This is a genomic window from Rhodoferax sp. TH121 (assembly GCF_002251855.1).
GTDB lineage: Bacteria > Pseudomonadota > Gammaproteobacteria > Burkholderiales > Burkholderiaceae_C > Allorhodoferax.
Window position 1 is genome coordinate 677,432 of the sequence record NZ_NOXW01000020.1, and the last position, 25,530, is coordinate 702,961.

Here is a 25,530-nt window from a genome sequence, read left to right on the forward strand (position 1 = left end):
GGTGTCCGGTGGGGTTAGGCTTCGGCGGGCGTGGTCCAGCCGGCCGAGAAACGTTGGTGCGATTTGTCCAGGTGGCCACTCATGGCGGCGCGGGCCATGTCGGAGTCGTGGGCGGCAATGGCTCGCACCACGGCGCGGTGCTCGTCCACCGCCTCCTTCCAGGTGGCTTCGCGCTCAAAGTGGCCGCCCAGGGTGGTGAACAGCGGGCCATTGCGCTCGTCAAACAGCTGGGTCACCACCGCTTGCAAGGCGCTGTTGTCGCTGGCCTGCGCAATGCGAATGTGAAAGGCCCGGTCGCCACGGATGGGCAATGTGCGCGCCGCAATGTCGGCTTCCATGTCGCGCAGGGTTTCCAGCAGGTCAGGCACCAGCGTGGGGTCTGTGCTTTTGGCGGCCAGAGCGGCCAGCTCACATTCGATCAGCTGGCGCGCGCGAATGATTTCCAGCGGACCGGGGGTGTTGTCCAGCATACGCACGCTCTCACGGCCCACCACCACGATGCCGGAGCCCATGCGCACTTCGATCAAGCCTTCCACTTCCAGCGCAATCAGCGCCTCACGCACGGAAGGGCGGGACACGCCCATCTTGGTGGCTAAGTCGCGCTCGGCCGGCAGTTTGCTGCCTACCGCAAATTCACCGCTCTGGATCAATTGGCGCAGCTGATCGGCAATCTGGCGGTACAGCCGGCGTGGCTCTATGGGCTGGAAGGGCATGCGGGGGATTTGGCTAAAAGGTAAATTGGTCTGACCAGTTGGCCGGATTGTGGGATGAATCCGGCCACAGGCGTTCTAGGGTTTTCCCGACAGCGTGTGCTGCAGGCGTAAAAAAACCGCCAAGAAGGCGGTTTGTGCTATCAAGTTAGGAGCTGTTCGCGCAGTTCCTATGAGGGCTAGGTGCCAATTTGACTATAAATCCAGCACCAGCCGCGCACTGCTGGCGCGCGAGCAGCAGGGCAAGAACTGGTCGTTCGCAGCCTGCTCGTCGGGCTCCAGGTACTGGTCGCGGTGGTCCGGCGTACCGGCCTTGATGCGCGTGAGGCAGGTGCCGCACACGCCCTGTTCGCAGGACATGGGAATGTCAATGCCGGCGGCATGCAGCGCCGCCAGCGCGGTTTGGTCGGGCAGCACCTTGATCACCTTGCCCGTGCTGGCAATCTCCAGCTCAAAGCTGCCGTCCTTGCTATGGTCCACCGGGGCGGCGCCAAAGTATTCGCGGTGCAAACGCTCTTCGGGCCAGCCGGCAGCGCGGCCGGCGTTCAGCACGGCGTCCATAAAGCCCTGCGGGCCGCACACATACAGGTGCGTGCCGGCTGGCGCGCTGGCCAGCGTGGCGGCAATGTCCAGCTTTTGCGCGGCATCGCCGTCGTCAAAGTGATGGTGGCTGTGGGCGGCAAACGGCGCTGCGCTCAGCCGCTCCACAAACGCCGTGCGCGCGCGGCTGCGGTTGCAGTGGTGCAGTGCGAAGGATTGGTCCGTGGCGGCCAAGTGCTCGGCCATGGCCAGCATGGGGGTGATGCCAATGCCACCGGCCAGCAGCAGGTGGTGCGGCGCCGCAGCCTCCAGCGCAAACAGGTTGCGCGGCGTGCTGATGGTCAGCGTGCTGCCCTCGGCTACCAGGTCGTGCACTGCGGCCGAGCCACCGCGCGACGCCGCATCGCGCAGCACGCCAATCACATAGCGGTGCGTTTCACTTGGCGCGTTGCACAGCGAGTATTGGCGCTGCAGGCCATTGGGTAGGTGTACGTCAATATGCGCGCCGGCCGTGAAGGCGGGCAGGGCACCGCCATCCAGCGCTACCAGCTCCAGGCTGCAGATGTCTTGCGCCTCGGTGCGCTTGCGCGCCACGCGCACCTGCAGGGTGGGGTGGGTACTCATGCTGCCGCTACCGGATTGCGCTCGGCCGCCACGATGCGCTCAATCACTTTGCGCGACTGCACGCCACCGGCGTCAATGTTCAGCATCAGCAGCTTGCGGTCCGGGTAGGCCAGCAGGTTGTGTTGCTGGCGCTCCAGCATCTCCTGGTCTTCGGCAAAGATCTTGCCCTGGCCTTCACGGATTTGCGCAGTCAGCGCCGCGTCCTGCGGCTTGAACTTGCGCGCCATGCCCCAGAAGTAGTGGATGGACGTGTCTGTTTCGGGGGTGATGAAGTCCACCACCCAGCTGGCGGCCTTGAACTCGTCCGGCGCCTTGTAGCCGCCATGGCCATGCAGCGCCACGCCCACTTCGATCATGATGTGGCTGGGCGGCGTGAAGTGGCAAATCTGCCAGCGGTCCACCAACTGGTCGTCAGGCAGGCCGTTCATGCGCAGCGCCATCTTCCAGAACGGCGGCGCCTCAATGCCTTCCATGAAGCGCTCGGTGATCACATGGTCGCCGTCCACGCGCGTCTGGCAGGGCACCTCGTCAATTTCCTTCTGGCCGATGCTGGTGCTGTGCACATAGGTTTCGTGCGTCAGATCCATCAGGTTGTCGATCATCAGGCGGTAGTCGCAGGCGATCTGGTAGAGCCCGCCGCCATAGCCGAACTGCGGGTTGCCCAGCCATTCAAATTTCGGGATGTCGGCCACATTGGCCTTGGTTGCGTCTCCGGGCCAGACCCAGACGAAGCCGTGTTCCTCGTGGATAGGAAAGCTGCGGATGGCAGGGAAGCCACGCGTACGCTGGCAGGGCATGGACACGGTTTTGCCATCGCAGCCCATGGCCAGGCCGTGGTAGCCGCAGACCAGGGTGTCACCCACTACCTTGCCCAGCGAAAGTGGGGCGCCGCGGTGCGGGCAAAAGTCCTCCACCGCCGCAACAACGCCTGCGCTGTTGCGGAACAGGGCCATGGGCAGATCGCAGATACGGCGGCACATGGGGCGGTCGGTTGGGACCTCTTCGCTGCGGGCGGCAACGTACCAGGTGTTGAGAGGGAACATGGCGCGGCTCCTTTAATAGTATTTCATTCAGTATGCTGAATGACGCAAATCATAGACACAAGTCAAATCCCCGGCTAGGGGGTACGGATGAGGGTTTTCCCTTGCCAGGGTTCAGTCGGTGCTCTCAGCCGGGGTGTCGGCCGCCGTCGTATTGAGGTGCACAAACTTGCGCAGCAGGCGCAAAAACTCGTCCCGCTCGGCGGGCTCCAGCGCGTCCAGCAACTGGGCATACATGGGCTGCACGCGTGGCAACATTTCGGCCAGCACCGCCTCGCCCAACGGCGTGAGGCGCAGCGCGCGTTGGCGCCGGGGCAGCAGTTCCCGCACGATCCAGCCCTTGGTATCCAGCCGCGCGGCGATGTCGGCGGTGGTGGAGGTGTCCAGCGCCACCCGGTCCGCCAGCGTCACCTGGTCGATGCCCGGGGTGTCCTGCAGGGCACGAAGAATGGCGTACTGCACCGGCGTGATCTGCTTGCCATGCGTCTTGGCAAAGGTGCCCACCGCCAATTGGTGCGCCCGCCGTATCAGGTGGCCGGGTTCGGCTTGCAGGGGGATGGGGGCGGTGCTGGGGCTGTTGGGCATGGAGAGGAACTATAAAACAGCAGTCATATTGGGCTTTACACCAATTTATATGAAACTGATAATTATCGGAATTAGCTAAAAGCGCCTAAATATGAACACCTCCGACCAGATCTTCCACCGCAAGACCTACGCTGAGCAGATGGCGCAGCAGCTGCTCCAACCCTCACCCTTGCACATGAACGTTCGCTCGGGTGTCTTTTTATCCGGCATCCGCCGGGTAGGCAAAACCACTTTCTTGCGCCGTGACCTCGTGCCCGCGCTAGAGGCTTTGGGAGCGCTGGTCATTTATGTAGACCTATGGGCCGACCGCAGCAAAAGTCCTGCCGCCTTGGTGTTGGAAGCCGTGCGCAATACCTTGCTACAGCTGCAAACCCCCGGCTCCGGGCTGCTGCAGCGGTTCAAAGGGCTCAACCTGGGCGCTGCGGGCTTTAGCTTCGGGTTTCAGCTCGATAGCCTGGGCACCACCAGCGGCACCACGCTGGCCCAAGCGTTTGCCGAGCTGGTGGCCAAGGCGCAAGTGAATGTGGTGCTCATCGTGGACGAGGTGCAGCAAGCGCTAGGCAGCGAAGACGGCAACAGCCTCCTGCACGCCCTTAAAGCAGCGCGCGATGCGGTGAACTCCCAGCCCGGCACGCCTGGGCATTTCTTGTTTTTGGGCACCGGATCACACAAATCGCTGATCACCGACATGGCGACCCGCCGCGCACAGCCGTTCACCGGTGCGCTCACCACGGCGTACCAAGTGTTGGAGCAAGACTTTGTGCAATGGCAGCTGGACGCCATCGCCACCACGCCCGGTGTGGTGCTGCCCAGCGTGGCGGTGGCTTGGGCGGGGTTTCAGCTCATGGGTCACCGGCCTGAGGAATTGTTGAAAGCACTGGTGCAACTGCAAACTGGCTCCGCCTCTTCGTCCACTCCTGCTGACCAAGCGTTTCCCATCATCTGCGCCACGCTGGCCTCGGTGGCGGCGGACGTGGAGCTGCGTGCGATTGAAGAATTCGGCGAACTGGGCCAAGCCATTTTTGCGCGCATTGCCGAGGGTAGTGAGTCCGGTGTGTCGGGTTTGTTTGGTGAAGAAGCGCTGGCCGCGTATGCCGAGCGCACCGGCTCGCAAGTGCTACCCCCGCAAGTGCAAAACCTGGCCGACCGCATGATCAGCGCCAACCTCATTGCCCGCCCGGGCCACGGCGTTTACACCGTGGCCGACCCCTTTGTGCGCAAAGTCTGGCTGGACCGGCACAAGCTGCTCAAGTTGTAAATATGCGCTTGCAGAGATGAATATGCTATTGATTTGGTAGCTGCTTGCGCACATTCCATGAGGGCTAGAGGCCGATTTAATACCTAAACCCCTTCCACCCGGCTCCCCGTCCGCCCCCAGCGCCGTGCGGCTTCTTCCGGCCTTTGGCCTTGCTCCATGAGCGCGCCTAGCGGCGCCAACAGGGCCTTCAAATCTGCTTCGTCAAACTTGGCGGCACCCTCGGTGTCATGGCCGAGCACGCTGTCGGACAGGGCGAGTTTGCGGGCCTGCAGTTCCAGCATGCGTTCTTCGATGCTGCCTTCGACCACCAGCTTGTAGACGAACACTGGCTGGTCCTGGCCGATGCGGTGGGCGCGGGCGGTGGCCTGGTCTTCCACCGCCGGGTTCCACCACGGGTCCATGTGGATGACGGTATCGGCGGCGGTGAGGTTCAGGCCCACGCCACCGGCTTTGAGGCTGACCAGCAGCACCGGCACCTCTAGGTTTTGAAAACGCTGCACGACCTTGCCGCGTTGGCCCGGTGAGGTGTTGCCGGTCAGGCTCAAAAACGGCAGACGCAGGGCGGAGAAGGTATCCGCAATCAGCTCCAGCAGCTCGGTAAACTGCGAGAACACCAGCACGCGGCGGCCTTCATCGACCAGCGGGACCAATAGGTCCGTGAGCGCATGCAGTTTGGCGCGTTCCATGTCGGGCGCGATGTCGCTGCCTTTCACCAAATAGGGATCGCAACACACCTGCCGCAGCTTGAGCAGGGCATCGAGGATGCTGATCTGTGCCCCGGCAAAGTTCTGGCGTTGCAGCACGCGGCGCACTTGTTTGTCGGCGGCAACGCGCACGCTCTCGTACAGCTCGCGCTGGCGGCCCTGCAGTTGCACGCGCTGGATGACTTCGGTGCGCGGTGGCAGCTCGGTGGCCACGTCTTGCTTGCGGCGGCGCAGGATGAAGGGGCGCACGCGCTGGGCGAGCAGGGCGGCGCGCACCGTTTCGCCGTTTTCTTCAATCGGCTTGCGCCAGCGGGCGGCAAAGCTGCGCTGATCGCCCAGAAAGCCGGGCATCAGCCAGTCGAACTGGGCCCAGAGTTCGCCCAGGTGGTTTTCCAGCGGCGTGCCGGTCAGGCACAGGCGGTGGCGGCTATGCAACTGGCGCAGGGCGCGGGCGCTGCGGCTGGCCGCGTTTTTGACCATTTGCGCCTCATCCAGAATGACCAGATGAAAAGGCTGCGCGGCCAGCGCCTCGATGTCGCGCCACAACAGCGGGTAGGTGGTGAGCACCAGGTCGTGCGCGGGCATGGCTGCAAACAGCGCGGCGCGGTCCGGGCCGTGCAAGTTCAGCACCCGCAAATCCGGCGCCATGCGGCGGGCCTCGGCCTGCCAGTTGAACAGCAGCGAGGTGGGCAGCACGACCAGCACCGGGCGGTCCAGCCTGCCAGCCTGTTTCTCCAGCAGCACATGGGCCAGCGCTTGGGCGGTTTTGCCCAAGCCCATGTCGTCGGCCAAGATGCCGCCCAAGTGTTGTGCGCGCAGGTATTGCAGCCAAGCCAGGCCTTCGAGTTGGTAGGGGCGCAGTTGTACCTGCAAACCGGTAGGCGCAGCTACCGGCTGGGGCTGGCCTATGGTGTGCAGGCGTTGGGCCAGCGCGGCCAGGCCCACATCGCCTTCCAACTGCCAGCCTTGGTGTGCGCCTACGCGCGAGGCGTCCAGCAAGCTGGCGCGCAGGGTGTTGATGCGGCGGGCTTCCCATGCGCCAAGCTGGATGGGGCCCTTGGTCGCCATGCGTTGCGGGTCGGTGAGCAAGTCCACCATGGCGCCCACGATGGCTTTGAGCGGGCCCGCTTCGGCGTCGATGCGCTTGCCACCTGGTGCGCGCAGCGACACGGTGGCCAGGTCGTCCAGCGTGTCGAGGTAGTTGCGGACCAGCCAGCGCGGGTCGCGCTTGATGAGGTTGGCCAGCATGGGGGCGAGGTCCAGCGTCTCGCCGTCAATCTCAATGCCCAAGCTCAGCAGCCATTCACCCTCGCGCCCGAGCAGGGCCAGCTTTTCGACGCCGCGTGCGGGTTTGGCCAAGGGGCTGTCCAGCTCTTTGCCCAGCACCTCGCCGGTGTCGGGGCTGAGGATGAGCTTCCAGCGCTCCACGGGCACGCTCTCGTGCGCAAAACCGGGTTGCACCACCACCGTCCAGCCTTTGGCCTGCAGCTGAGGCACCTGGTCGCCCCAGAAGTCGCCAAAGTGGTCTTCCTGCGGCAGTGTCCACACGCTGCCCAGATGCGGGCGCTGCTTCTGGCTGCGCCACTGGAGGGTGGCGTCGGCCAGCGGCATAAAGCCCATGTCCCACACCGCGTCCATGGCGTCGGCCTCGGCCACCAGGTTGCGCTGCAGGCGTACCAGCGGGCCGCCGGTGTCGAACAGGTCTTCAAACTCCGCCGGGCGGCTGTTGAGGATGGAGCTGGGGGCGGGCGTCTCCCAGCGGTCGCCGGCCGGGGTGCGGTACGTCCAGTCGAACTGCGCCAGCGTCACGCTGTCGCCGCGTGGGCCCAACTTGCCTTGGGGCTTGAGCCCCAGCAGGCCTTCGCCCCGGCCCAGCGTCATCAGCGTGATGCGGGGGCGGAACTCGCCGATGACGGGGCCATCCGCGTCGGGCTCCGGGGGGCTGGGGTTGGCAGGCAAATGCGGTGTGCGCTTGCGGTTCATGGTCAAAATGGCTGCTAGCGCTCGTGGAGTGTGCGCAAGCAGCTATCAAAAGAAGAGCAAATCTCCGTCAACACCCGCAGGTTAAAGGCCCATGCTTTGCAGCGTGACCAGGCCCTTGGGCGTCTTGAGCGTGGCGCTCAGGTTGGCCGGGCCTTCGGTAATGGCCACGCCTTCCAGACCGATGGCCGCGTAAGCGGCTTGCAGCTTGGCCGCGCTTGGGTGGCTCACCGCGATGCTGTCCAGGCTGACGCGGCTGCGCGGCAGGCTGTTGCGTGGGTGCAGGCGCAGGGGCTCGGCGTCGTCCGGCTTGCCCCATTGGATGAGCGTGGGCAGGCAGCCTTCAAAGAGGCGGTAGCCGTCTTCACGCACGGTAATTTGCCAGTGCAGCACGCCTTTGCGCGAGTGGCGGCTGGCGGGCATGGCCGGGCCGCGGTCGATGCCGATGTTCTTGAGGGCAATGCGGGCGGCTTGCAGTTCATCGGTGCCGGCCACAAAGTGCACCAGTCGCGGCTCTTGGGCCACTGCGGCACGAAGCTCGGGGTTGTCCAGGTCAAACCAGCGTTTGGCGTGGGGGTTGGCCGGGCCTTTGGCGCCGGGGTTGATGGCAATGATCTCGAAATACGCCAACGGGTGGGCGGGCGTGGCGATCTTGAAGAGCTTGTTGTGGGTGCCGAACTGACTGTGTTCACCGCCGGCTTCCGGGGTGATGCCGAGGGTGGCTTCGCACCACTGCACACCCTGCTCCAGGGTGTGGGCTGCAACGACGAGGTGGTCTATCTGTGTTTTCATCGCCGCACGATACCACCCCGGCGCAGCCCCAACGCTTTAGCGGCTGACCCAGCTCACCAGGAAGTTCAGCAGCTTGGTGCGGCCCGGTGTGTAGGGCGGGAAGAACATGCGGATGCTGGGCAGCCAGCCGCCCTTGAGCACAGCACGCTCGTGCGAGAAGGCCTTGAAGCCGTAAATGCCGTGCGAGCTGCCGATGCCGGAGTTGTTGACCCCGCCGAAGGGCAGGTTGCCGTGGGCCACGTGCAGCACGCAGTGGTTCACACAGGCGCCCCCGGAGCTGGTGTTGGTGAGCACGGTGTCGATGTTGCTCTGGTTGCTGCTCCAGATATACAGGGCCAGCGGCTTTTGGTCGGCATTGATGGAGGCAATCACCTGCTGTAAGTCGGTGTAGGGGATGATGGGCAGCACCGGACCGAAGATTTCTTCCTGCATCAGGGTGGAGTCCATGGGCACGTTGTCGACCAGGGTCGGGGCGATGTAGTTGCCGGCGGTGTCCACCTCGCCGCCACTCAGCACCCGTGCGCCGCGCGACGTGGCGTCTTTGAGCAGGCCTTCGATGCGCTGGGTGTGGCGCTGGTTGATGATGTGGGTGAAGTCCGCGTTGCTGCGCTGGCGCTGGGCGCTGTCGCCATAGCGGGCCTTGATGACGGCCTGGCAGGCGGCCACAAATGCATCGCGTACCGAGGCGTGCACATACAGGTAGTCGGGCGCCACGCAGGTCTGGCCGGCGTTGACGAACTTGCCCCACAGGATGGTTTCAGCCGCCTTTTGCAGGTCGGCGGTCTCGTCCACGATGGTGGGGGACTTGCCGCCCAGCTCCAGGGTCACGCTGGTCAGGTTCTTGGCTGCAGCCGCCATGACCACCTTGCCCACAGCGGGTGAGCCGGTAAAGAAGATATGGTCAAACGGCATGGCCAGCAGGGCCTGCGAGGTGGCCAGTGCCCCTTCAAACAAGGCCACTTCATGGGCAGGGAAGGCCTTGGCCACGATGCTGGCCAGCACCTGGGCCACGCGCGGCGCCATCTCAGAGGGCTTGAGGATGGCGGTATTGCCTGCCGCCAAGGCCGACACCAGCGGGCTGAGCATCAGGTACAGCGGGTAATTCCAGGGCGCAATGATCAGGCAGCGGCCGCGGGGCTGGTACTGCACATGGGCACTGTTGCCCATGGTGAGTTCGGTGGCGCGGATGCGGGTAGGGCGCATCCAGCCTTTCAGGTGGCTGATGTTGTGGCGGATTTCGTCCAGGCTGGGCACGAGTTCGGTGCCGTCCACTTCGAAGCGGGGTTTGTGAAAGTCGGCGGCAAAGGCTTCGTAAAGGGCCTCTTTGTGAGCCAGCAAGCTGGTGCGTAGCCGCTCCAAACGTTCAATGCGCTCCGCTGCGGTGGACCGGCGCCAGGCGAGGGCAGTGGCCCGCTGTGCCTCGAAGGTGGTTTCCATCCGTTGCGGGTCGGCATCTTGAATCGCTTGGCTCATGCGGGCTCCAAAGGTGAGGTGTGCGAGGAAGGCACGCCCGGGTTAGGCGTGCAGGGTGTCAGCCGGCATTGTGGGGGCGAAGCAGCGCCGAGTCTGTCGCATGCGCTGTGTTTTGAGCGCCCGCTCCAAACGGACTGCGGGTTGACCCTAGGGGCGTCTGGCTGGGGCGAAACGGCGTGCGCCGTGAGGTTCAGCGGGCGGTGGCCTGCTGCTGGGTGTCTTCGGGGCTGACGCGGCGTGCGCCGTCGAAGCGCTTGGCCCAGTAGCTCACGCCCATGTCTTCGACACGCACTTCTGCGCCGGGCTTGGGTGAGTGGATAAACTTGCCGTTGCCCACATAGATGCCTACGTGGCTGAAGGCGCGGCGCATGGTGTTGAAGAACACCAGATCGCCGGGCTTGAGTTCGGTTTTGTCGATTTTTTGGGTGGCGGCAGCTTGTTGCTCGGCGCGTCGCGGCAAGAGCAAACCAGCAGTTTGCTCATAAATGGCGCGGACGAAGCCGCTGCAGTCGAAGCCGGTGTCTGCGTTGTTGCCACCGCGTTTGTAAGGCACGCCCAGAAAGGCCATGGAGTTCATGACCAACTCCGTGGCACTGGCTTCCACCTTTTCACCCACAGAACCAATCCTCGACAACAGGCCACGTTCGTTCATGAAGTGCCCCATCTCATCACCTGTGCCTTGGGGGCTGGCCTGGACAGATGCGCAGGCGGCGAGCAGGGAAGTGAGGATGATTTTTCGCATGCGGCGCACTGTAGAGGGCGGGGTCTTGCTTGTCAAGCAAAGTGACTTCTCAAATTGCTTCTCTAAGTGATTGATTTATAACAACTCGGACTGAATATACAAAAGTGTATGCAGTTGTTTGTAATTAAATTTGAACAAAGTTTAATAATTAAAACAAAAAGTTTTTTGACAAACAGAGTTTGCAATAATGGACTCATGTTTGAAAGCAGGGCCTTCTCCTTCTGTGAATGATTCCCGTCGATCCCGGCAAGAGGCTATGGCGCAAACTCGGCGCGACTTGGTGCTACGTGCCGTGCGCCAGGCGGTGGCAGACGGCGGCGTGACCAACGCCAATGTGCGCGACATTGCCAAGCGGGCGGGTTACACCGCAGGTGCGCTGTACGCTTACTTTCCGAGTAAGCAGGCGTTGTTTGAAGCGGTACTGGCCGACAGCTTGGCGCGGGCGCAGGCGGCTGCCCAGTCCGCCAAGGTAGCCAAGGGCGCACCGGAAGGCGCCTTTGCCGCGCGTGCTCAGGCCTGGTTTGCCTACTTTCTGGCGCATCCGGCTGAGGCGCATTTGCTGCTGCATGTGTTGTCCAGTGACGGGCGCGGGCTAGGGTGTGTGGGGGAAGAGCTGGCCACGGCACTCATGGCGTCGCTGGCGCCAGTGACCCAGGCTTTGGTAGTGCTGGGTTGTAGCCCGATGCTGCTGCAGCGCGAAACCATGGCTTTGTTGTCCATGGCCATGGGGGTCCTGCTCATCCACGACCCTAGCAAGCTTAGTGGCACCAACGCATTGGCGGTAGAGGCATTGGCCTCTTATATAGAGAGTGTGCAGTTGCGTCTGGTGGCGGCGCCAGAGCAGCCAGCCCAGGCACTTGCCCCAGAGGGGTTTGCACAGGTAGATCTGTTTGCTTGAGGCTTGCCCGCACGGCGTTGGCTGGCGGTTATGCTCACACGCAACGCAAGGAGAGTGGCGATGTTGATTGAATTGGAAGAGAGCCAGCTGGTGCTGGTGGACTATCAGGTACGCCTGATGCCGGCCATGTTTGAGCAGGCCGCGGTGGTGGCCAATGCCGTGCGCCTGGCGAAGTGGGCGGCCCTGCTGGAGGTGCCGGTGTTCTACACCGAACAATACCCCAGTGGTCTGGGCGCCACGGTGCCCGAGTTGGCGCCGGCGCTGCAATCGGCGAATGCCCGTTTGCTGAGCAAAATGCAGTTCAGTGCGGTGGAAGAGGGGCTGGGCGAATGGCTGCGTCCACCGGCCAAGCCGGTGCAGGGCAATGCCCGTAGCCTGCCCAAACACCTGCAGAAACCTGCGGCCTCTGAGCGTGGCATGGTGGTGATTGCCGGCTGTGAGGCCCATGTTTGCCTGCTGCAAACGGCCTTGAATTTGCTGGAAGACGAATTTGACGTGTGGGTGGTTACGGATGCCTGCACCTCCCGTACCGAGCGCAACCGCGATGCTGCGTTTGACCGCCTTGCTGGTGCGGGCGCCGAACTCGTGACTACCGAGATGGTGGGCTTTGAATGGCTGCGTTCGGCCGAACATCCGGCCTTCAAGGAAATGCAAGCGCTGATCAAATAGCGCGGTCTGGGTCTTTGAGGGTGTTTTCTGGGCGCGGTGGGCACGCCGCGTCCCGGTGTCGGTGGACAGAATTCGGGCAAGTCAGCTTGTAGCAAGTTGCTTATCCATAATTATGAATTCAGTTTTGATAGGCCCGACCGGAGACACACAATGACAGGCTACGCCGACTTTCACCGCCGTTCCATCGATGACCGCGATGGCTTTTGGGCTGAGCAATCGGCCCTGATCGACTGGAACACCCCGCCCCAGCAGGTGTGTGATTACAGCAATCCGCCCTTTGCCCGCTGGTTTGTGGGTGGCACCACCAACCTGTGCCACAACGCGGTCGATCGCCATCTGGCCAGCCGGCCCGACCAGGCGGCCCTGATCGCTGTCTCTACCGAAACCAATACCGAGCAGGTCTACAGCTTTCGGCAGCTGCACGCCGAGGTGCAGCGCATGGCGGCCAGCCTGCTGGCCTTAGGGGTGCGCCAGGGCGACCGGGTGCTGATATACATGCCCATGGTGGCTGAAGCGGCTTTCGCCATGCTGGCCTGTGCGCGCATTGGTGCTATCCACTCCGTAGTATTTGGTGGTTTTGCTTCGGGCTCGCTCGCCTCCCGTATTGAAGATGCGTCACCCACAGTCATCGTGAGTGCCGATGCTGGCTCGCGCGGCGGCAAGGTGGTGGCGTACAAGCCGCTGCTGGACGAGGCCATTCGTCTGTCCAGCCACAAGCCAACTGCGGTGCTCTTGGTAGATCGGTCACTCGCTGCTATGGATTGGGTCGCTGGCCGCGACCATTTGTGGGCGGACATGCGGCAAAAACACATGGAAACGCAAGTGCCTTGCACATGGGTAGACGCCACCCACCCGAGCTACACGCTTTACACCAGCGGGACCACGGGCAAGCCCAAAGGTGTGCAGCGCGATACCGGCGGTTATGCCGTGGCGCTGGCGGCCAGCATGAAGCACATTTACTGCGGTAACGCAGGGGAGACCTATTTCTCGACCAGCGACATTGGCTGGGTCGTGGGGCACAGCTACATCATCTATGGTCCGCTGATTGCTGGCATGGCCACCATCATGTACGAGGGCCTGCCCACCCGGCCGGACGGCGGCGTATGGTGGAGTCTGGTGGAGAAGTACAAGGTGACGGTGATGTTCAGCGCGCCCACGGCGGTGCGGGTGCTCAAGAAGCAGGACCCGGCGCTGCTCCACAAATACGATCTGTCCAGCCTTCGCGCCCTGTTCTTGGCGGGCGAGCCGTTGGACGAGCCGACCGCGCAGTGGATTAGCAGTGCGCTGGGCAAGCCCATCATCGACAACTATTGGCAGACCGAGACGGGCTGGCCGATTCTCAGCATTGCCAATGGCGTGGAAACAGCCGCAAGCAAGTTTGGAAGCCCGGGCGTAGCCATGTATGGCTACAACGTGAAGCTGCTGGACGAAAACACGGGCGAGGAGCTGACCGGGGCTGATCAAAAAGGCGTGGTGGCGATTGAAGGCCCACTGCCACCAGGTTGCATGCAGACCGTCTGGCAAGACGATGCACGTTTTGTCAAAACCTACTGGAGCAGCATTCCCGGCAAGCTGGTGTACAGCACGTTTGACTGGGGTGTGCGCGACAAGGATGGCTATTACTTCATCCTGGGCCGTACCGATGACGTGATCAATGTGGCGGGCCACCGCCTGGGCACGCGTGAAATCGAGGAGAGCATTTCCAGCCATCCCAATATCTCGGAGGTTGCGGTGGTGGGGGTGGCCGATGCGCTGAAGGGCCAGGTTGCCATGGCCTTTGCGGTGGTGAAAGATGCCAACATGCTGGTGGATGATGCTGCCCGCCTCAAGCTCGAAGGCGAGGTCATGAAAGTGGTGGATCAGACCATAGGTGCGGTCGGGCGCCCCGCACGTGTGCGCTTTGTGAGTGTCTTGCCGAAAACGCGCAGTGGCAAGCTCCTGCGTCGCGCCATTCAGGCGGTGTGCGAGGGGCGGGACCCTGGCGACTTGACGACGATGGAAGATCCTGCAGCCTTGCAGCAGATCCGGGATCAGGCAGGAAGCCCGGCCTAGGGGCTATAGGCGCTTTCAGCACCTTTGGCCAATCCGGCTGCACCTTTGATGTCACCAATAGCGGTACCGGTAATTTTGTAGGTGAGGGCGGCTTTGGCTGCTCCTGCACCGCTGAAAATGCCGTTGACTATCAGGGAGCCAGACGTTGAAAAACTTGCATCGCTTCCAGAGCCGTAGCCGCTACCGCTGTAGCTTGTGCCATTGAAGACGGTATTTATGGTGATGCTGTTGATAGAGGTGTATCCGCCGCTGAAATTCACCGTCATGGATGCGCTGGAGAGCGTACCTACCTGAAGCACGCCGTTGGAAAGTGCGGTTGGTGCTGTGCCACCTATCAGGTTGTAGTCGAAAGTGCCTGTGTTGGGCATGGACAACGTGGGTGTTGGTCGCGCCAGTGCGTAGTGGGTATCGCTCAGGTTGGTCGTGTTCGCGCCCGCCGTTTTGCTGCCGACCGCCCAATAGCCCCAGCCCACATAGTCTGCGGCGAAGGGATCGCCAGATGTATTGAAGCTGGAGACACCGGTGGTCCCTGCTTTGTATAGCGTGCCGTCGGAACCGGTGTAACTCACCATGGGCAGGTCTGCCACGATGGCGACGGCAGCGCCATTGGTGTTGCTGGCCGAACCGCTGAGGGGATTGCCTTCAAAGATTGCCTGTAGTCCATTGGCGATGAAAATTTTGTCGCCCGACACGGCCTGACTCTGGGGGGCAGGAACCGCCGTCGCCGTGCTGGCGCGCTCGGTGGTACGTGCTGGATCCTCGTTCTTGTCTTTGACGACTACGGTCTCCCCTGCGGTCAGGCCAGTGCAGCCCGTGTTGGTACAGACCACAATTGCGTCCTGTTCTGCGTTCACCGTAACGGAGCCGTCGGCGTTGTAGCTGATCAAGAAAGACGATCCACGTATTCCGATAGTGGCTGTGCTGGTGATGACTTTGTAGTTGTCACGGTTGCGCTTGCCGATCAGGCCGGTGATGGCACGCATGCCGCCTTTGGCCAGTTCCACCAGAAAGCTGTCGGTCTTGGCGTCATTTTTGTCAGCATAACTTGCCAGTTTGAATTGGGAGTTGGGCTGGATGGCTACCATGCCGCCATCACTAAAACGGATCTGGGCTTGGGCACCTGCCCCTGTGACAATGTCATCCCCACTTTGTACCGAACTGCCTTTCTGGAGTGGGCTCGTGCCGCCATTGGCAGAGCGGACAGCGACATCACCAAACACGAAATTTGCGATACCGGCATTGGCCAGTGCGCTGGCAGGGAGCGCCAGGGCCAACAGCAAACTGATGGAGAGGAGGCTTGGGCGAGGTGTGAACATGCCGATGTCCTTGTGTCAGAACTCGCGTCGGGCCGAGACCGACAGAGTGTGCTTCTCGGAGGAGGATGTGCTGATGTTGGACACCGTTTGCAGGTAGTTCCATTGCGGCGTAATGCGCCAGGCTTTGGCTGGTATCCAATGCATACCAGCGGAAAGCCCCCATTGCTGGTCGTGGCGGGTATCCAGAAAGAAAGGGTCAGGGCCGTTGTAGCGGCGGTCTTCCACGTTGAGTGCTCCAAACAGAGCCAACGTGCTGCCAAAAGGCTGCTGCATGCCAAGCCGCCCGCCCACCAGTCGGTGGCCGAGATGCCCAACGCCGGGTTGGCTGGTAACCTCTTGGCCTAGGTAGGCGCTGGCGTAGACCGATAGCTCGGACCGAAACTGCTGTCCGTAGGCTGCGCCGAATACGTACCGATCGACATTGCGTGTTTTTTGGGGGTAGCTCAATTGGCCAATCTGGGCGTAAGCGTTGAATTGCCGGAACGCGTCCAACCGGTGGGTCCACTCTCCTGTGATGTTCCAGCCTGAGCGGGCTGGTGCATTCGCAATGGTGCTGTTGTCTATTTGCAAGGCTGCCGTGTACTCGTTGCGACCCGCACGGTAGCTGGCGCCCAGCGACGCATCCAATTGATTGGAATCGTAGGTTAGGGCGTTGGCATCATGTGCCCGGCTCACCGCCCCGAAGCTGCCAATGGCAGACCAGCGTGGCGCAATCGCTTTGCGGCCCGATACTTGAAACCCCAAGCCCGAGAAGCCGCTGGCGATAGGTTTCAAGCCAAACACCTTGCTTGTAGGTCCACTGTTCACGTTGTTGTCATGGCCCAGTATGGCTTCAACGTAGGCGCGGGTCGAAGATCCAGCTTCAGATTCAATGCGGTCAATGGTTTGCAGGAGCTGGTCGATGGTACGGGCGGCTTCGATGGGGATTCCTTGGGCTTTTGCTTGGCCCAACATGGATTTGGCGCTCGTGTTGTCGCCCACGGCATACAGTGCTCGCCCCAGCTCCGCCCGGGCCCGCGCGTTATTGGGCGACACCATCAGGGCTCGCTCCAGTGCGAATATGGCGCGCGTATAGTGCCCGGCCTGATTGGCAGCGATGCCCAATACCAAATCAAAGTCTGGGTCGCCCGACCGCTCCATCTCCTTCGCCTCCAGAAGTTCGAAGGCTTGCTGGGCTCTTCCTGCCTCTGTCAAGGCCAAGGCCTGGTCCAGTGACGCATCCCAAGCGGCATGGGCTGGTATGCCGAGTAGCAGGCCTGAGAGCGTTAGGAGCGCTAACGAGCGGGTTGGCAAGCGCATGGAGCGGGCTCTCCGTCGATAAATGCAGGGGGAAAAGCGGCTTTTTGGCTCGACCAGGCCGCGCCAGTGCAATGAATTTTAAGTCCGTGGAGCGCTGGCAGTGGGAGAAATCCGTGTCGAAAAATTAGCTTTGCCCGCTCACGCATATGGTGGCACAATCCGCCCTGCAATGAAGGCCCTTCCCATGCCACAGTCGCATCCGCCAATCGGTTCAGCCGTGTCGCGGAAGGTTAATTAACCAGCTTTAACCAGCTAATGTTCCCTGAAGGGGAACGGAGGTCAGCGAAATATGAGTGATTCCAGCTCCAATGGTTCTGGTACGGCTTCGTCCGTGTACCAAACCTACCAAGGCAATACCTACCTGTTTGGTGGCAATGCCCCGTACGTCGAAGAGATGTACGAAAACTACCTGGCCAATCCTGGCAGCGTTCCCGATACTTGGCGCGATTACTTCGACGCACTGCAGAACGTACCCGCTGCAGACGGTTCGACCTCCAAAGACGTTGCCCACATGCCAGTGATCAACGCTTTTGTTGATCTTGCCAAAAAGGGCGTTAAGCAGACAGTGATGGCGACGGGCGCGGATTCCGAAATGGGCCGCAAGCGTACGGCAGTGCAGCAGTTAATTGCGGCTTACCGCAATGTCGGCGCTCGCTGGGCGGACCTCGACCCCCTCAAACGCATGGAACGCGACAAGATTCCTGAATTGGAGCCATCTTTCTACGGCTTCAGTGATGCAGACCAGGAAACGGTCTTCAACATCAGCAACACTTTCTTCGGCAAAGAGTCCATGAGCCTGCGTGAGCTCATGAACGCTTTGCGGGAAACCTACTGTGGCACCATCGGCGTGGAGTACATGTACACCACCGACCAAAACCAGAAGCGTTGGTGGCAGCAGAAACTGGAGGCCAGCCGTAGCAAGCCCCAGTTCAACGCAGAAAAGAAAAAACACATCTTGGAGCGCCTGACCGCAGCGGAAGGCCTGGAGCGCTATTTGCACACCAAGTATGTGGGTCAAAAGCGTTTCTCGCTTGAAGGTGGTGAAAGCTTTATAGCCGCCATGGACGAGCTGATCCAGCAAGCTGGTGCCAAAGGCATTCAGGAAATTGTGATTGGCATGGCGCACCGTGGCCGCTTGAACGTGTTGGTCAACACCTTGGGCAAGATGCCTGCGGACTTGTTTGCCGAATTCGATCACACTGCCCCAGAGGATCTGCCTGCCGGTGACGTGAAGTACCACCAAGGCTTCAGCTCGGACGTATCGACTGCTGGCGGCCCCGTTCACCTGTCCTTGGCCTTCAATCCGTCTCACCTCGAAATCGTGAATCCGGTGGTGGAAGGTTCTGTGCGCGCCCGCATGGATCGCCGTGATGACCCCAAGGGTTCCCAAGTGCTTCCCGTGCTGGTCCATGGCGATGCAGCCTTCGGCGGCCAGGGTGTCAACCAGGAAACTTTGGCGCTGGCCCAGACCCGTGGCTACACCACCGGCGGTACGGTTCATCTGATCATCAACAACCAGATCGGTTTCACCACCTCTGATCCGCGCGACATGCGCTCTAGTGCGTTTTGTACCGACATCGTGAAAATGGTGGAGTCGCCCGTCTTGCACGTGAATGGTGATGACCCTGAAGCCGTGGTGTTGGCGACCCAGCTGGCGTTGGAGTTCCGTATGGAGTTCCGCCAGGATGTGGTGGTGGACATCACTTGCTACCGCAAACTGGGTCATAACGAGCAAGATACGCCTGCGCTGACCCAGCCTTTGATGTACAAAAAAATTGGTGCCCACCCTGGTACCCGCAAGCTGTACGCCGACAAACTGGCTGCCCAAGGCCTGGGTGCTGAGCTGGGCGATGCCATGGTCAAAGAATACCGCGCTGCCATGGATGCTGGCAAGCACACGGTGGACCCTGTGCTCACCAACTTCAAGAGCAAGTATTCCGTGGACTGGTCTCCATTCCTCGGCAAAAAATGGACGGACGCTGGCGACACCGCTATTCCATTGACGGAGTGGAAGCGCCTGTCTGAAAAATTGACGACTATCCCGGAGAGCGTGACTCCTCACCAGCTGGTGAAAAAGGTCTACGACGATCGCGCGGCCATGGGCCGCGGCGAAATCAACGTCGACTGGGGCATGGGCGAGCACATGGCCTTCGCGTCCTTGGTCGCCAGTGGTTACCCCGTGCGCTTGTCGGGTGAAGACTGCGGACGCGGTACCTTTACCCACCGCCACGCCGTGATTCACGATCAAAAGCGCGAGAAGTGGGATGCCGGCACCTACGTGCCTTTGCAGAATGTGGCTGACAACCAGGCTCCGTTTGTTGTGATCGACTCCATCCTGTCTGAAGAGGCGGTGTTGGGCTTTGAGTACGGTTACGCGTCTAACGATCCCAATACCTTGGTGATCTGGGAGGCCCAGTTCGGCGACTTCGCCAACGGTGCCCAGGTGGTGATTGACCAGTTCATTGCATCCGGTGAAGTGAAGTGGGGCCGTGTGAACGGCATCACCTTGATGTTGCCGCACGGTTACGAAGGCCAGGGCCCCGAGCACAGCTCGGCTCGCTTGGAGCGCTTCATGCAATTGGCCGCTGATACCAACATGCAGATCGTGCAGCCCACCACGGCCAGCCAGATCTTCCACGTGTTGCGTCGTCAGATGGTGCGCAATCTGCGCAAGCCGCTGATCATCATGACGCCCAAGAGCCTGCTGCGTAACAAGGACGCGACATCTCCGCTCTCCGAGTTCACCAAAGGCGCATTCCAGACGGTCATTCCCGAAAGCAAGGAACTCAAGGCCGACAAGGTCAAGCGTGTGATTGCCTGCTCCGGCAAGGTGTATTACGACCTGGTGAAGAAGCGCGAAGAAAAGGGCGAGAACGATGTCGCCATCATCCGTGTGGAGCAGCTGTACCCCTTCCCGCACAAGGCATTTGCGACCGAACTGAAGAAGTACCCCAATGCCACTGACGTGGTGTGGTGCCAAGACGAGCCTCAGAACCAAGGTGCATGGTTCTTCGTGCAGCACTACATCCACGAAAACATGTTGGAAGGCCAGAAGCTCGGCTACTCCGGACGCGCAGCGTCCGCGTCGCCGGCAGTGGGCTACTCCCACTTGCACCAAGAGCAACAAAAAGCTCTGGTCGAAGGCGCATTCGGCAAGTTGAAGGGCTTTGTTCTGACCAAGTAAGTCAGTAGCACTTCATTCCCAACACATTACGGAAAGAATTTGATATGGCAATCGTAGAAGTCAAAGTCCCACAGCTGTCTGAATCTGTGGCGGAAGCAACCTTGTTGCAATGGAAAAAGAAAGTCGGCGAGGCAGTTGCTGTCGACGAAATCCTGATCGAAGTCGAAACCGACAAGGTTGTGATGGAAGTGCCCGCTCCAGCAGCCGGTGTTCTGGTGGAATTGGTGGCCGCCGATGGCGCTACTGTGGCTGCCGAGCAGCTGATCGCCCGCATTGACACTGCTGCCGTCGCTGGTGCCGTGGCACCTGCTGCTGCTCCCGCTGCTGCGCCTGCAGCTGCAGCTCCAGTGGCCGCTGCTGCCGCAGCCGGCAACTCCAAGGCCGGCGTGGCCATGCCCGCGGCAGCCAAATTGTTGGCTGACAACGGCATTGCTGCTTCCAGCGTTGAAGGCACAGGCAAAGACGGTCGCATCACCAAGGGTGACGTGTTGGCCGCCGCCGCTGCTCCTAAAGTGGTAGCTGCTGCCGCAATCCCCACGGGCGTTCCCACCAAATCCTTGCCTCAAGTGGCGGCGCCTTCCGTGAACCTGGGCGACCGCCCTGAGCAGCGCGTGCCCATGAGCCGTTTGCGTGCGCGCGTGGCTGAGCGTCTGCTGCAGTCCCAGTCCACCAACGCGATCCTGACCACCTTCAACGAAATCAACATGGCTCCGGTCATGGAAATGCGCAAGCGCATGCAAGAGCGTTTTGAGAAGGAACATAGTGTGAAGCTGGGCTTCATGAGCTTCTTCGTCAAGGCGGCTGTGCACGCCCTGAAGAAGTTCCCTGTGTTGAACGCGTCGGTGGACGGTACGGACATCGTCTATCACGGCTACTTCGACATCGGTATCGCCGTGGGTTCCCCCCGTGGCTTGGTGGTGCCCATCCTGCGCAATGCGGACCAGATGAGCTTTGCTGACATCGAGAAGAAGATTGCCGAGTTCGGTCAGAAGGCCAAGGACGGCAAGCTGGGCATTGAAGAAATGACCGGGGGTACCTTCTCCATCTCCAACGGTGGCACCTTCGGTTCCATGATGTCCACCCCCATCATCAACCCGCCCCAGTCTGCCATTCTGGGTGTGCACGCCACCAAGGACCGCGCCATGGTCGAGAACGGCCAAGTGGTGGTTCGCCCCATGAACTATTTCGCCATGTCCTACGACCACCGCATCATCGACGGCCGCGAAGCTGTGCTGGGCTTGGTGGCCATGAAGGAAGCGCTGGAAGATCCCGCACGACTCCTGTTTGACATCTAAGACGGTTTCAAGGGCAGCCAGGGCTGCCCTTGATCTATGTGTCTGCGTACATTTGATTGGAATTTTTCATGAGCAAGAACTTTGACGTGATCGTCATTGGCGGTGGCCCCGGTGGCTACATCGCCGCTATCCGTGCCGCCCAGTTGGGCTTCAACGTGGCCTGTATCGATGAGTGGAAGAACGCCGCTGGCGGTCCTGCTCCAGGTGGTACCTGCACCAACGTGGGCTGCATTCCTTCCAAGGCGCTGCTGCAATCGTCTGAGCACTTCAACCACGCCAACCACCACTTTGCCGAGCATGGCATCGAGGTGAAGGGTGTGAGCATGGATGTGGCCAAGATGATTGCCCGCAAGAACACCGTGGTGAAGCAGAACAACGACGGCATCCTGTACCTCTTCAAGAAGAACAAGGTGGCGTTCTTCCATGGTCGCGGTTCATTCGTTAAGGCGGCGGAAGGTGGCTACGAGATCAAGGTGGCCGGCGCGGCTGAGGAGGTCATCACGGGCAAGCAAATCATCATCGCCACCGGCTCCAATGCCCGCGCGTTGCCCGGCACACCGTTCGACGAAATCAACGTGCTGTCCAACGACGGTGCGTTGAACATCGGCGCGGTCCCCAAGAAGCTGGGCCTGATTGGTTCCGGCGTTATTGGCCTGGAAATGGGCTCGGTGTGGAAGCGCTTGGGCGCAGAGGTCACCATCCTCGAAGGTCTGCCCACCTTCCTGGGTGCGGTGGACGAAGGCGTGGCCAAGGAAGCCTTCAAGTCCTTTACCAAGCAGGGTCTCAAGATTGAGCTGGGCGTGAAAGTCGGCGAGATCAAGAACGGCAAGAAGGGCGTGTCCGTCGCCTACACCAACGCCAAGGGCGAAGCCCAGACGCTGGATGTGGACAAGCTTATTGTCTCCATTGGTCGCGTGCCCAATACCATCGGCCTGAACACCGAAGCCGTCGGCTTGGCGCTGGACGAGCGCGGTGCGATTGTGGTGGACGCAGACTGCAAAACCAATCTGCCCGGCGTGTGGGCGGTGGGCGACGTGGTGCGTGGCCCCATGCTGGCGCACAAGGCGGAAGAAGAGGGCGTTGCCGTAGCGGAGCGTATTGCTGGCCAACAGGGTCACGTCAACTTCAACACCATCCCTTGGGTCATCTACACCAGCCCCGAGATCGCGTGGGTGGGTCGCACCGAGCAGCAGCTCAAGGCGGATGGCGTGGCTTACAAGGCTGGCCAGTTCCCGTTCCTGGCCAACGGCCGTGCACGCGCATTGGGTGACACCACTGGTTTCGTGAAGTTCCTGGCCGACGCCACGACGGATGAAATCTTGGGTGTTCACATCGTAGGCCCTCAAGCCTCCGAGTTGATCTCTGAAGCCGTGGTAGCGATGGAGTTCAAGGCCAGCGCGGAAGACATCGCACGCATTTGCCACGCCCACCCCTCGTTGAGTGAAGCCACGAAAGAGGCTGCGTTGGCGGTCGACAAGCGCACATTGAACTTCTGATCAAAATTAGTGCCAAATAAGCTGCTAGGTCGCATGAATAGTGCGCTAGCAGCTTCTCTTTTTGTAGCATACCGGAGCTTGTTTTGAGCGTCAAAGAAGCCTATTCGGCGGAGTTGAAGGCCCGTGGATACACCGCAGACCCCGCACAATTGCGGGCCGTCGACGCGCTGGAGCGCTGCGCGCATGACTGGGCGGTGTACAAATCCAAGCGCTCCAATGCCCTGAAGAAACTGATCAATCGGCCTGAAATCCCGCGTGGGGTTTACATGTACGGTGGCGTCGGCAGGGGCAAGAGTTTTTTGATGGACTGCTTTTTCAACGCAGTCCCCTTGAAGCGCAAGACCCGATTGCACTTCCATGAATTCATGCGCGAGGTGCACCGCGAGCTGGTGGATTTGCAGGGGACGGTGAATCCCCTGGACGAATTGGGCAAACGCATGGCGAAGCGCTATCGCCTGATTTGCTTTGACGAGTTTCACGTGGCGGATATCACCGATGCCATGATCCTGCACCGCTTGCTGAATGCCTTGTTTGACAATGGCGTGGGCTTTGTGACCACGTCCAATTTCAAGCCTGACGACCTGTACCCCGGTGGACTGCACCGCGACCGTATATTGCCAGCCATTGCACTGTTAAATGCCAAGTTGGAAGTGCTGAACGTGGATAACGGCACCGATTACCGCCGCCGGACTTTGGAGGACGCCAAGCTTTACCACGTGCCCTGCGGTTCTGAGGCTGACGAAGCCATGGCTGCCACCTTCAGCGCGTTGGCCGAGATGCACGATGAAGATCCTTTGCTGCACATTGAGTCGCGTGAAATCAGGGCGAGACGCAAAGCAGGTGGCGTCGTATGGTTTGATTTCAAAACCCTCTGCGGGGGGCCTCGCTCACAAAACGACTACCTGGAGATTGCTTCGCAATTTCATACGGTTTTTTTGAGCGACGTTCCCCACATGCCCGTGCGTATGGCGTCTGAAGCAAGACGTTTTACTTGGCTGGTGGACGTGTTGTATGACCGGCGCGTCAAACTCATCATGTCGGCTGCGGTAGCGCCCGAAGCGCTTTACACCGAAGGGCCCATGTCGCATGAGTTTCCGCGCACGGTGTCCCGCTTGACGGAGATGCAGTCCAAGGAGTTTTTGGACCTGGAGCGTCGAACGGTGGATACCCGACTGACATGATTCGCACGCGCATGATCGGGCTTGTGTTGGTCTGCGGGGGATGCATTTGGGCCCCGGTGCTTGGCTTGGCGCAGGAGGCAGCCCAGTCCCAGTATGACGACATCACCTCAGCGCGCACGCGCGCAGAGGCCGACTTTGCCGAACAAGAGCAGGCGTGTTACGGGCGTTTCACGGTCCAGTCTTGCCTGGACCGGGTTGCCGCCAAGCGTCGAGCGCTGGAGCGTGATCTCAAAAAACAAGAGGACTCATTGAACGCTGCCCGGCGCCAGCAGCGTGCCCAAGAGCAGTTGCAGCGCAGCGCAGAGAAGGCGCGTGACCGGGAAACCCCTATTGTTGAGTCGCCGGACTTTGCTGCGCGACGCCAGCTGGTTCAGAATGAGAAACAAGAAGCCCATCGTCGGCTACCGTTACCTTCCGTGGCTGTCAGCAAACCGTTGCCAACAGCGCCATCATTGGCTGAGCAGTCTGCTATGAAAGACGCTCATGCTGCCAAGCAGCGTGCCGCGCAAGAGCGGCGCACAGCGCGCGACGAGCGCTTACGAGACGCCAAGGAAACAACACCCGTCTTGCCTCTGCCCCAGTAAGCGGGCGGCGGATTCCGCATGTACAAATCAGGCGTGAAGGGATTCGACTTTCACGACCACCAGCGACAAATTGTCGCCCCCACCGTGGGCACGTGAACGCGCCTTCTCGATCAGGAATTCGGTGGCTTCGCGTGCCGACAAGGTGGACAGCACAGAGCCCAACTCGCCGTTGTTGAAGTAGTGCCAGACGCCATCGCTGCAAGCCAATAGGACGTCCCCCGCGCGCAGCTTGGGTATGAAATGGAAGTCCACGGGCGGATCACTCTCGGTCCCTAGGCAGCCCATCAGGATGTTGGACTGGGGGTGTACGGCAGCCTGTTCTTCGGTGAGTTCTCCGCGGTTCACCAGTGCCTGCACATACGAATGATCCATGGTGCGCTTCACGAAGCGATTGCCGTGGTAGTGGTAGACCCGGGAGTCGCCTGTATGGGCCCAGTGGCAGTCGCCACCTGGGTTGATCAGGAATGCGGCCAGTGTGCTGTGGGGCTCCTCCTCAGAGGAGATGGCCGTCAGCTTAATAACAATATGGGCTTCCTGCACCACCTGCATCAGGGTGGCTGCAGCGTCATCGGTATCCGGGTCGTAGCGCTCAAACAGTTGCTTGGCCGTCATCATCACCTGGTCTGAAGCCTTGCGTCCACCGCTGCGGCCACCCATGCCATCGGCGACTACGGCCAACAGACAGCCGTTCACCCGAGGGTGCTTGAGCAGAGCCACCTGGTCCTGCTGGTATTCGCGGTCACCCTTGTGGATGCCGGTAGAGGCGGTAAGACGGTATCCGGTCGTGGCCATGGTGTGCGAACAAATAGGGTGTTTGGGGTTGTGGGGTGCAGTCCGGCCGTATTATCGAGCGGGCACCTTGTAGTTCGGTGCCATTTAACCACGTACTTCTCCCCATTTACCCTTGGAAACGAATCACCACTCCCCGCAGCGCCGCCTGATTGAATTGCGCATGGAGCACAGCGATCTGGATGCGCTGATTGACCGTGCCCATGAGGACGCTCCGACCGACGAGTTGATGATGCGCAGGCTTAAAAAGCGCCGGCTTGCCCTGCGTGATGAGATTGCGCGTTTGCAAGGCGCTTTGCAACCCGACGAACCTGCCTGA

The 25,530-nt window shown here is 61.0% G+C and carries 21 protein-coding genes; 10 read left to right on the plus strand and 11 right to left on the minus strand.

The genetic code is table 11. The features are described from left to right. Window positions 1-14: 14 nt before the first annotated feature. From CHU94_RS09210 to CHU94_RS09225, 4 genes are all read right to left on the minus strand, one after another. Window positions 15-713, minus strand: a complete 699-nt coding sequence (locus CHU94_RS09210) for a FadR/GntR family transcriptional regulator (RefSeq protein WP_176451978.1) — start codon at window positions 711-713, stop codon at window positions 15-17. A gap of 192 nt (window positions 714-905) precedes the next feature. Further along, on the minus strand, window positions 906-1,874 hold the full coding sequence (locus CHU94_RS09215; protein ID WP_094478949.1) for a PDR/VanB family oxidoreductase: 969 nt from the start codon (window positions 1,872-1,874) through the stop codon (window positions 906-908). Continuing rightward, the gene (locus tag CHU94_RS09220) at window positions 1,871-2,917 is read right to left on the minus strand and encodes an aromatic ring-hydroxylating dioxygenase subunit alpha (RefSeq protein ID WP_094478951.1); all 1,047 of its coding nucleotides are present in this window, start codon (window positions 2,915-2,917) and stop codon (window positions 1,871-1,873) included. Before CHU94_RS09220 ends, CHU94_RS09215 begins: the two co-directional genes overlap by 4 nt. Window positions 2,918-3,028: 111 nt before the next feature. Further along, entirely contained in the window at window positions 3,029-3,499 is a 471-nt protein-coding gene (locus CHU94_RS09225) for a MarR family winged helix-turn-helix transcriptional regulator (RefSeq protein WP_094478953.1), read from the minus strand. A gap of 91 nt (window positions 3,500-3,590) precedes the next feature. Between CHU94_RS09225 and CHU94_RS09230 the strand changes: the two genes are divergently transcribed. Continuing rightward, entirely contained in the window at window positions 3,591-4,757 is a 1,167-nt protein-coding gene (locus tag CHU94_RS09230; RefSeq protein WP_094478955.1) for an ATP-binding protein, read from the plus strand. A gap of 83 nt (window positions 4,758-4,840) precedes the next feature. On the opposite strand, the gene CHU94_RS09235 is transcribed toward CHU94_RS09230, so the two are convergent. The 4 genes from CHU94_RS09235 to CHU94_RS09250 form a co-directional block, all read right to left on the minus strand. Continuing rightward, window positions 4,841-7,444: a DEAD/DEAH box helicase gene (locus CHU94_RS09235; protein WP_094478957.1), complete on the minus strand. Its 2,604-nt coding sequence runs from the start codon at window positions 7,442-7,444 to the stop codon at window positions 4,841-4,843. Between the two features lie 81 nt (window positions 7,445-7,525). Then, window positions 7,526-8,233: a VOC family protein gene (locus CHU94_RS09240; protein WP_094478959.1), complete on the minus strand. Its 708-nt coding sequence runs from the start codon at window positions 8,231-8,233 to the stop codon at window positions 7,526-7,528. Window positions 8,234-8,269: 36 nt separating this feature from the next. Continuing rightward, window positions 8,270-9,706 (minus strand): aldehyde dehydrogenase family protein, encoded by a 1,437-nt coding sequence (locus CHU94_RS09245; RefSeq protein WP_094478961.1) that lies wholly within the window; start codon window positions 9,704-9,706, stop codon window positions 8,270-8,272. A 190-nt stretch (window positions 9,707-9,896) separates the two neighbouring features. After that, a complete protein-coding gene (locus tag CHU94_RS09250; RefSeq protein ID WP_094478963.1) occupies window positions 9,897-10,448 on the minus strand; it encodes a C40 family peptidase in 552 nt (183 codons plus the stop codon). A gap of 256 nt (window positions 10,449-10,704) precedes the next feature. Here CHU94_RS09250 and CHU94_RS09255 point away from each other — a divergent pair, with 256 nt between their 5' ends. From CHU94_RS09255 to CHU94_RS09265, 3 genes are all read left to right on the plus strand, one after another. Then, window positions 10,705-11,346 carry a TetR/AcrR family transcriptional regulator gene (locus CHU94_RS09255; RefSeq protein WP_176451979.1) on the plus strand — a complete coding sequence of 214 codons (642 nt, stop codon included), beginning with the start codon at window positions 10,705-10,707 and terminating at the stop codon, window positions 11,344-11,346. A 60-nt stretch (window positions 11,347-11,406) separates the two neighbouring features. After that, window positions 11,407-12,015 (plus strand): isochorismatase family protein, encoded by a 609-nt coding sequence (locus CHU94_RS09260; protein ID WP_094478967.1) that lies wholly within the window; start codon window positions 11,407-11,409, stop codon window positions 12,013-12,015. A gap of 150 nt (window positions 12,016-12,165) precedes the next feature. Then, entirely contained in the window at window positions 12,166-14,067 is a 1,902-nt protein-coding gene (locus CHU94_RS09265; RefSeq protein ID WP_094478969.1) for a propionate--CoA ligase, read from the plus strand. On the opposite strand, the gene CHU94_RS09270 is transcribed toward CHU94_RS09265, so the two are convergent. Beyond that, on the minus strand, window positions 14,064-15,383 hold the full coding sequence (locus CHU94_RS09270; RefSeq protein WP_094478971.1) for a FecR domain-containing protein: 1,320 nt from the start codon (window positions 15,381-15,383) through the stop codon (window positions 14,064-14,066). The two genes, CHU94_RS09265 and CHU94_RS09270, sit on opposite strands and share 4 nt — an antisense overlap. A 15-nt stretch (window positions 15,384-15,398) precedes the next feature. After that, the gene (locus CHU94_RS09275; protein ID WP_094478973.1) at window positions 15,399-16,682 is read right to left on the minus strand and encodes a tetratricopeptide repeat protein; all 1,284 of its coding nucleotides are present in this window, start codon (window positions 16,680-16,682) and stop codon (window positions 15,399-15,401) included. A gap of 289 nt (window positions 16,683-16,971) precedes the next feature. Between CHU94_RS09275 and CHU94_RS09280 the strand changes: the two genes are divergently transcribed. The 5 genes from CHU94_RS09280 (at window position 16,972) to CHU94_RS09300 (ending at window position 24,422) form a co-directional block, all read left to right on the plus strand. Continuing rightward, window positions 16,972-19,866 (plus strand): 2-oxoglutarate dehydrogenase E1 component, encoded by a 2,895-nt coding sequence (locus CHU94_RS09280; protein ID WP_094478975.1) that lies wholly within the window; start codon window positions 16,972-16,974, stop codon window positions 19,864-19,866. Between the two features lie 44 nt (window positions 19,867-19,910). Further along, the gene (odhB, locus tag CHU94_RS09285) at window positions 19,911-21,161 is read left to right on the plus strand and encodes a 2-oxoglutarate dehydrogenase complex dihydrolipoyllysine-residue succinyltransferase (RefSeq protein ID WP_094478977.1); all 1,251 of its coding nucleotides are present in this window, start codon (window positions 19,911-19,913) and stop codon (window positions 21,159-21,161) included. A gap of 68 nt (window positions 21,162-21,229) precedes the next feature. Then, the gene (gene lpdA, locus CHU94_RS09290; RefSeq protein ID WP_094478979.1) at window positions 21,230-22,657 is read left to right on the plus strand and encodes a dihydrolipoyl dehydrogenase; all 1,428 of its coding nucleotides are present in this window, start codon (window positions 21,230-21,232) and stop codon (window positions 22,655-22,657) included. Window positions 22,658-22,740: 83 nt separating this feature from the next. Continuing rightward, window positions 22,741-23,838: a cell division protein ZapE gene (gene zapE, locus CHU94_RS09295; RefSeq protein WP_094478981.1), complete on the plus strand. Its 1,098-nt coding sequence runs from the start codon at window positions 22,741-22,743 to the stop codon at window positions 23,836-23,838. Next, window positions 23,835-24,422 carry a hypothetical protein gene (locus tag CHU94_RS09300; RefSeq protein ID WP_094478983.1) on the plus strand — a complete coding sequence of 196 codons (588 nt, stop codon included), beginning with the start codon at window positions 23,835-23,837 and terminating at the stop codon, window positions 24,420-24,422. Before zapE ends, CHU94_RS09300 begins: the two co-directional genes overlap by 4 nt. A gap of 27 nt (window positions 24,423-24,449) precedes the next feature. On the opposite strand, the gene CHU94_RS09305 is transcribed toward CHU94_RS09300, so the two are convergent. Beyond that, window positions 24,450-25,214: a PP2C family serine/threonine-protein phosphatase gene (locus CHU94_RS09305; RefSeq protein ID WP_094478985.1), complete on the minus strand. Its 765-nt coding sequence runs from the start codon at window positions 25,212-25,214 to the stop codon at window positions 24,450-24,452. 112 nt (window positions 25,215-25,326) lie between these two features. Between CHU94_RS09305 and CHU94_RS09310 the strand changes: the two genes are divergently transcribed. Then, complete coding sequence (locus CHU94_RS09310; protein WP_094478987.1) at window positions 25,327-25,530, plus strand: YdcH family protein; 204 nt, start codon at window positions 25,327-25,329, stop codon at window positions 25,528-25,530.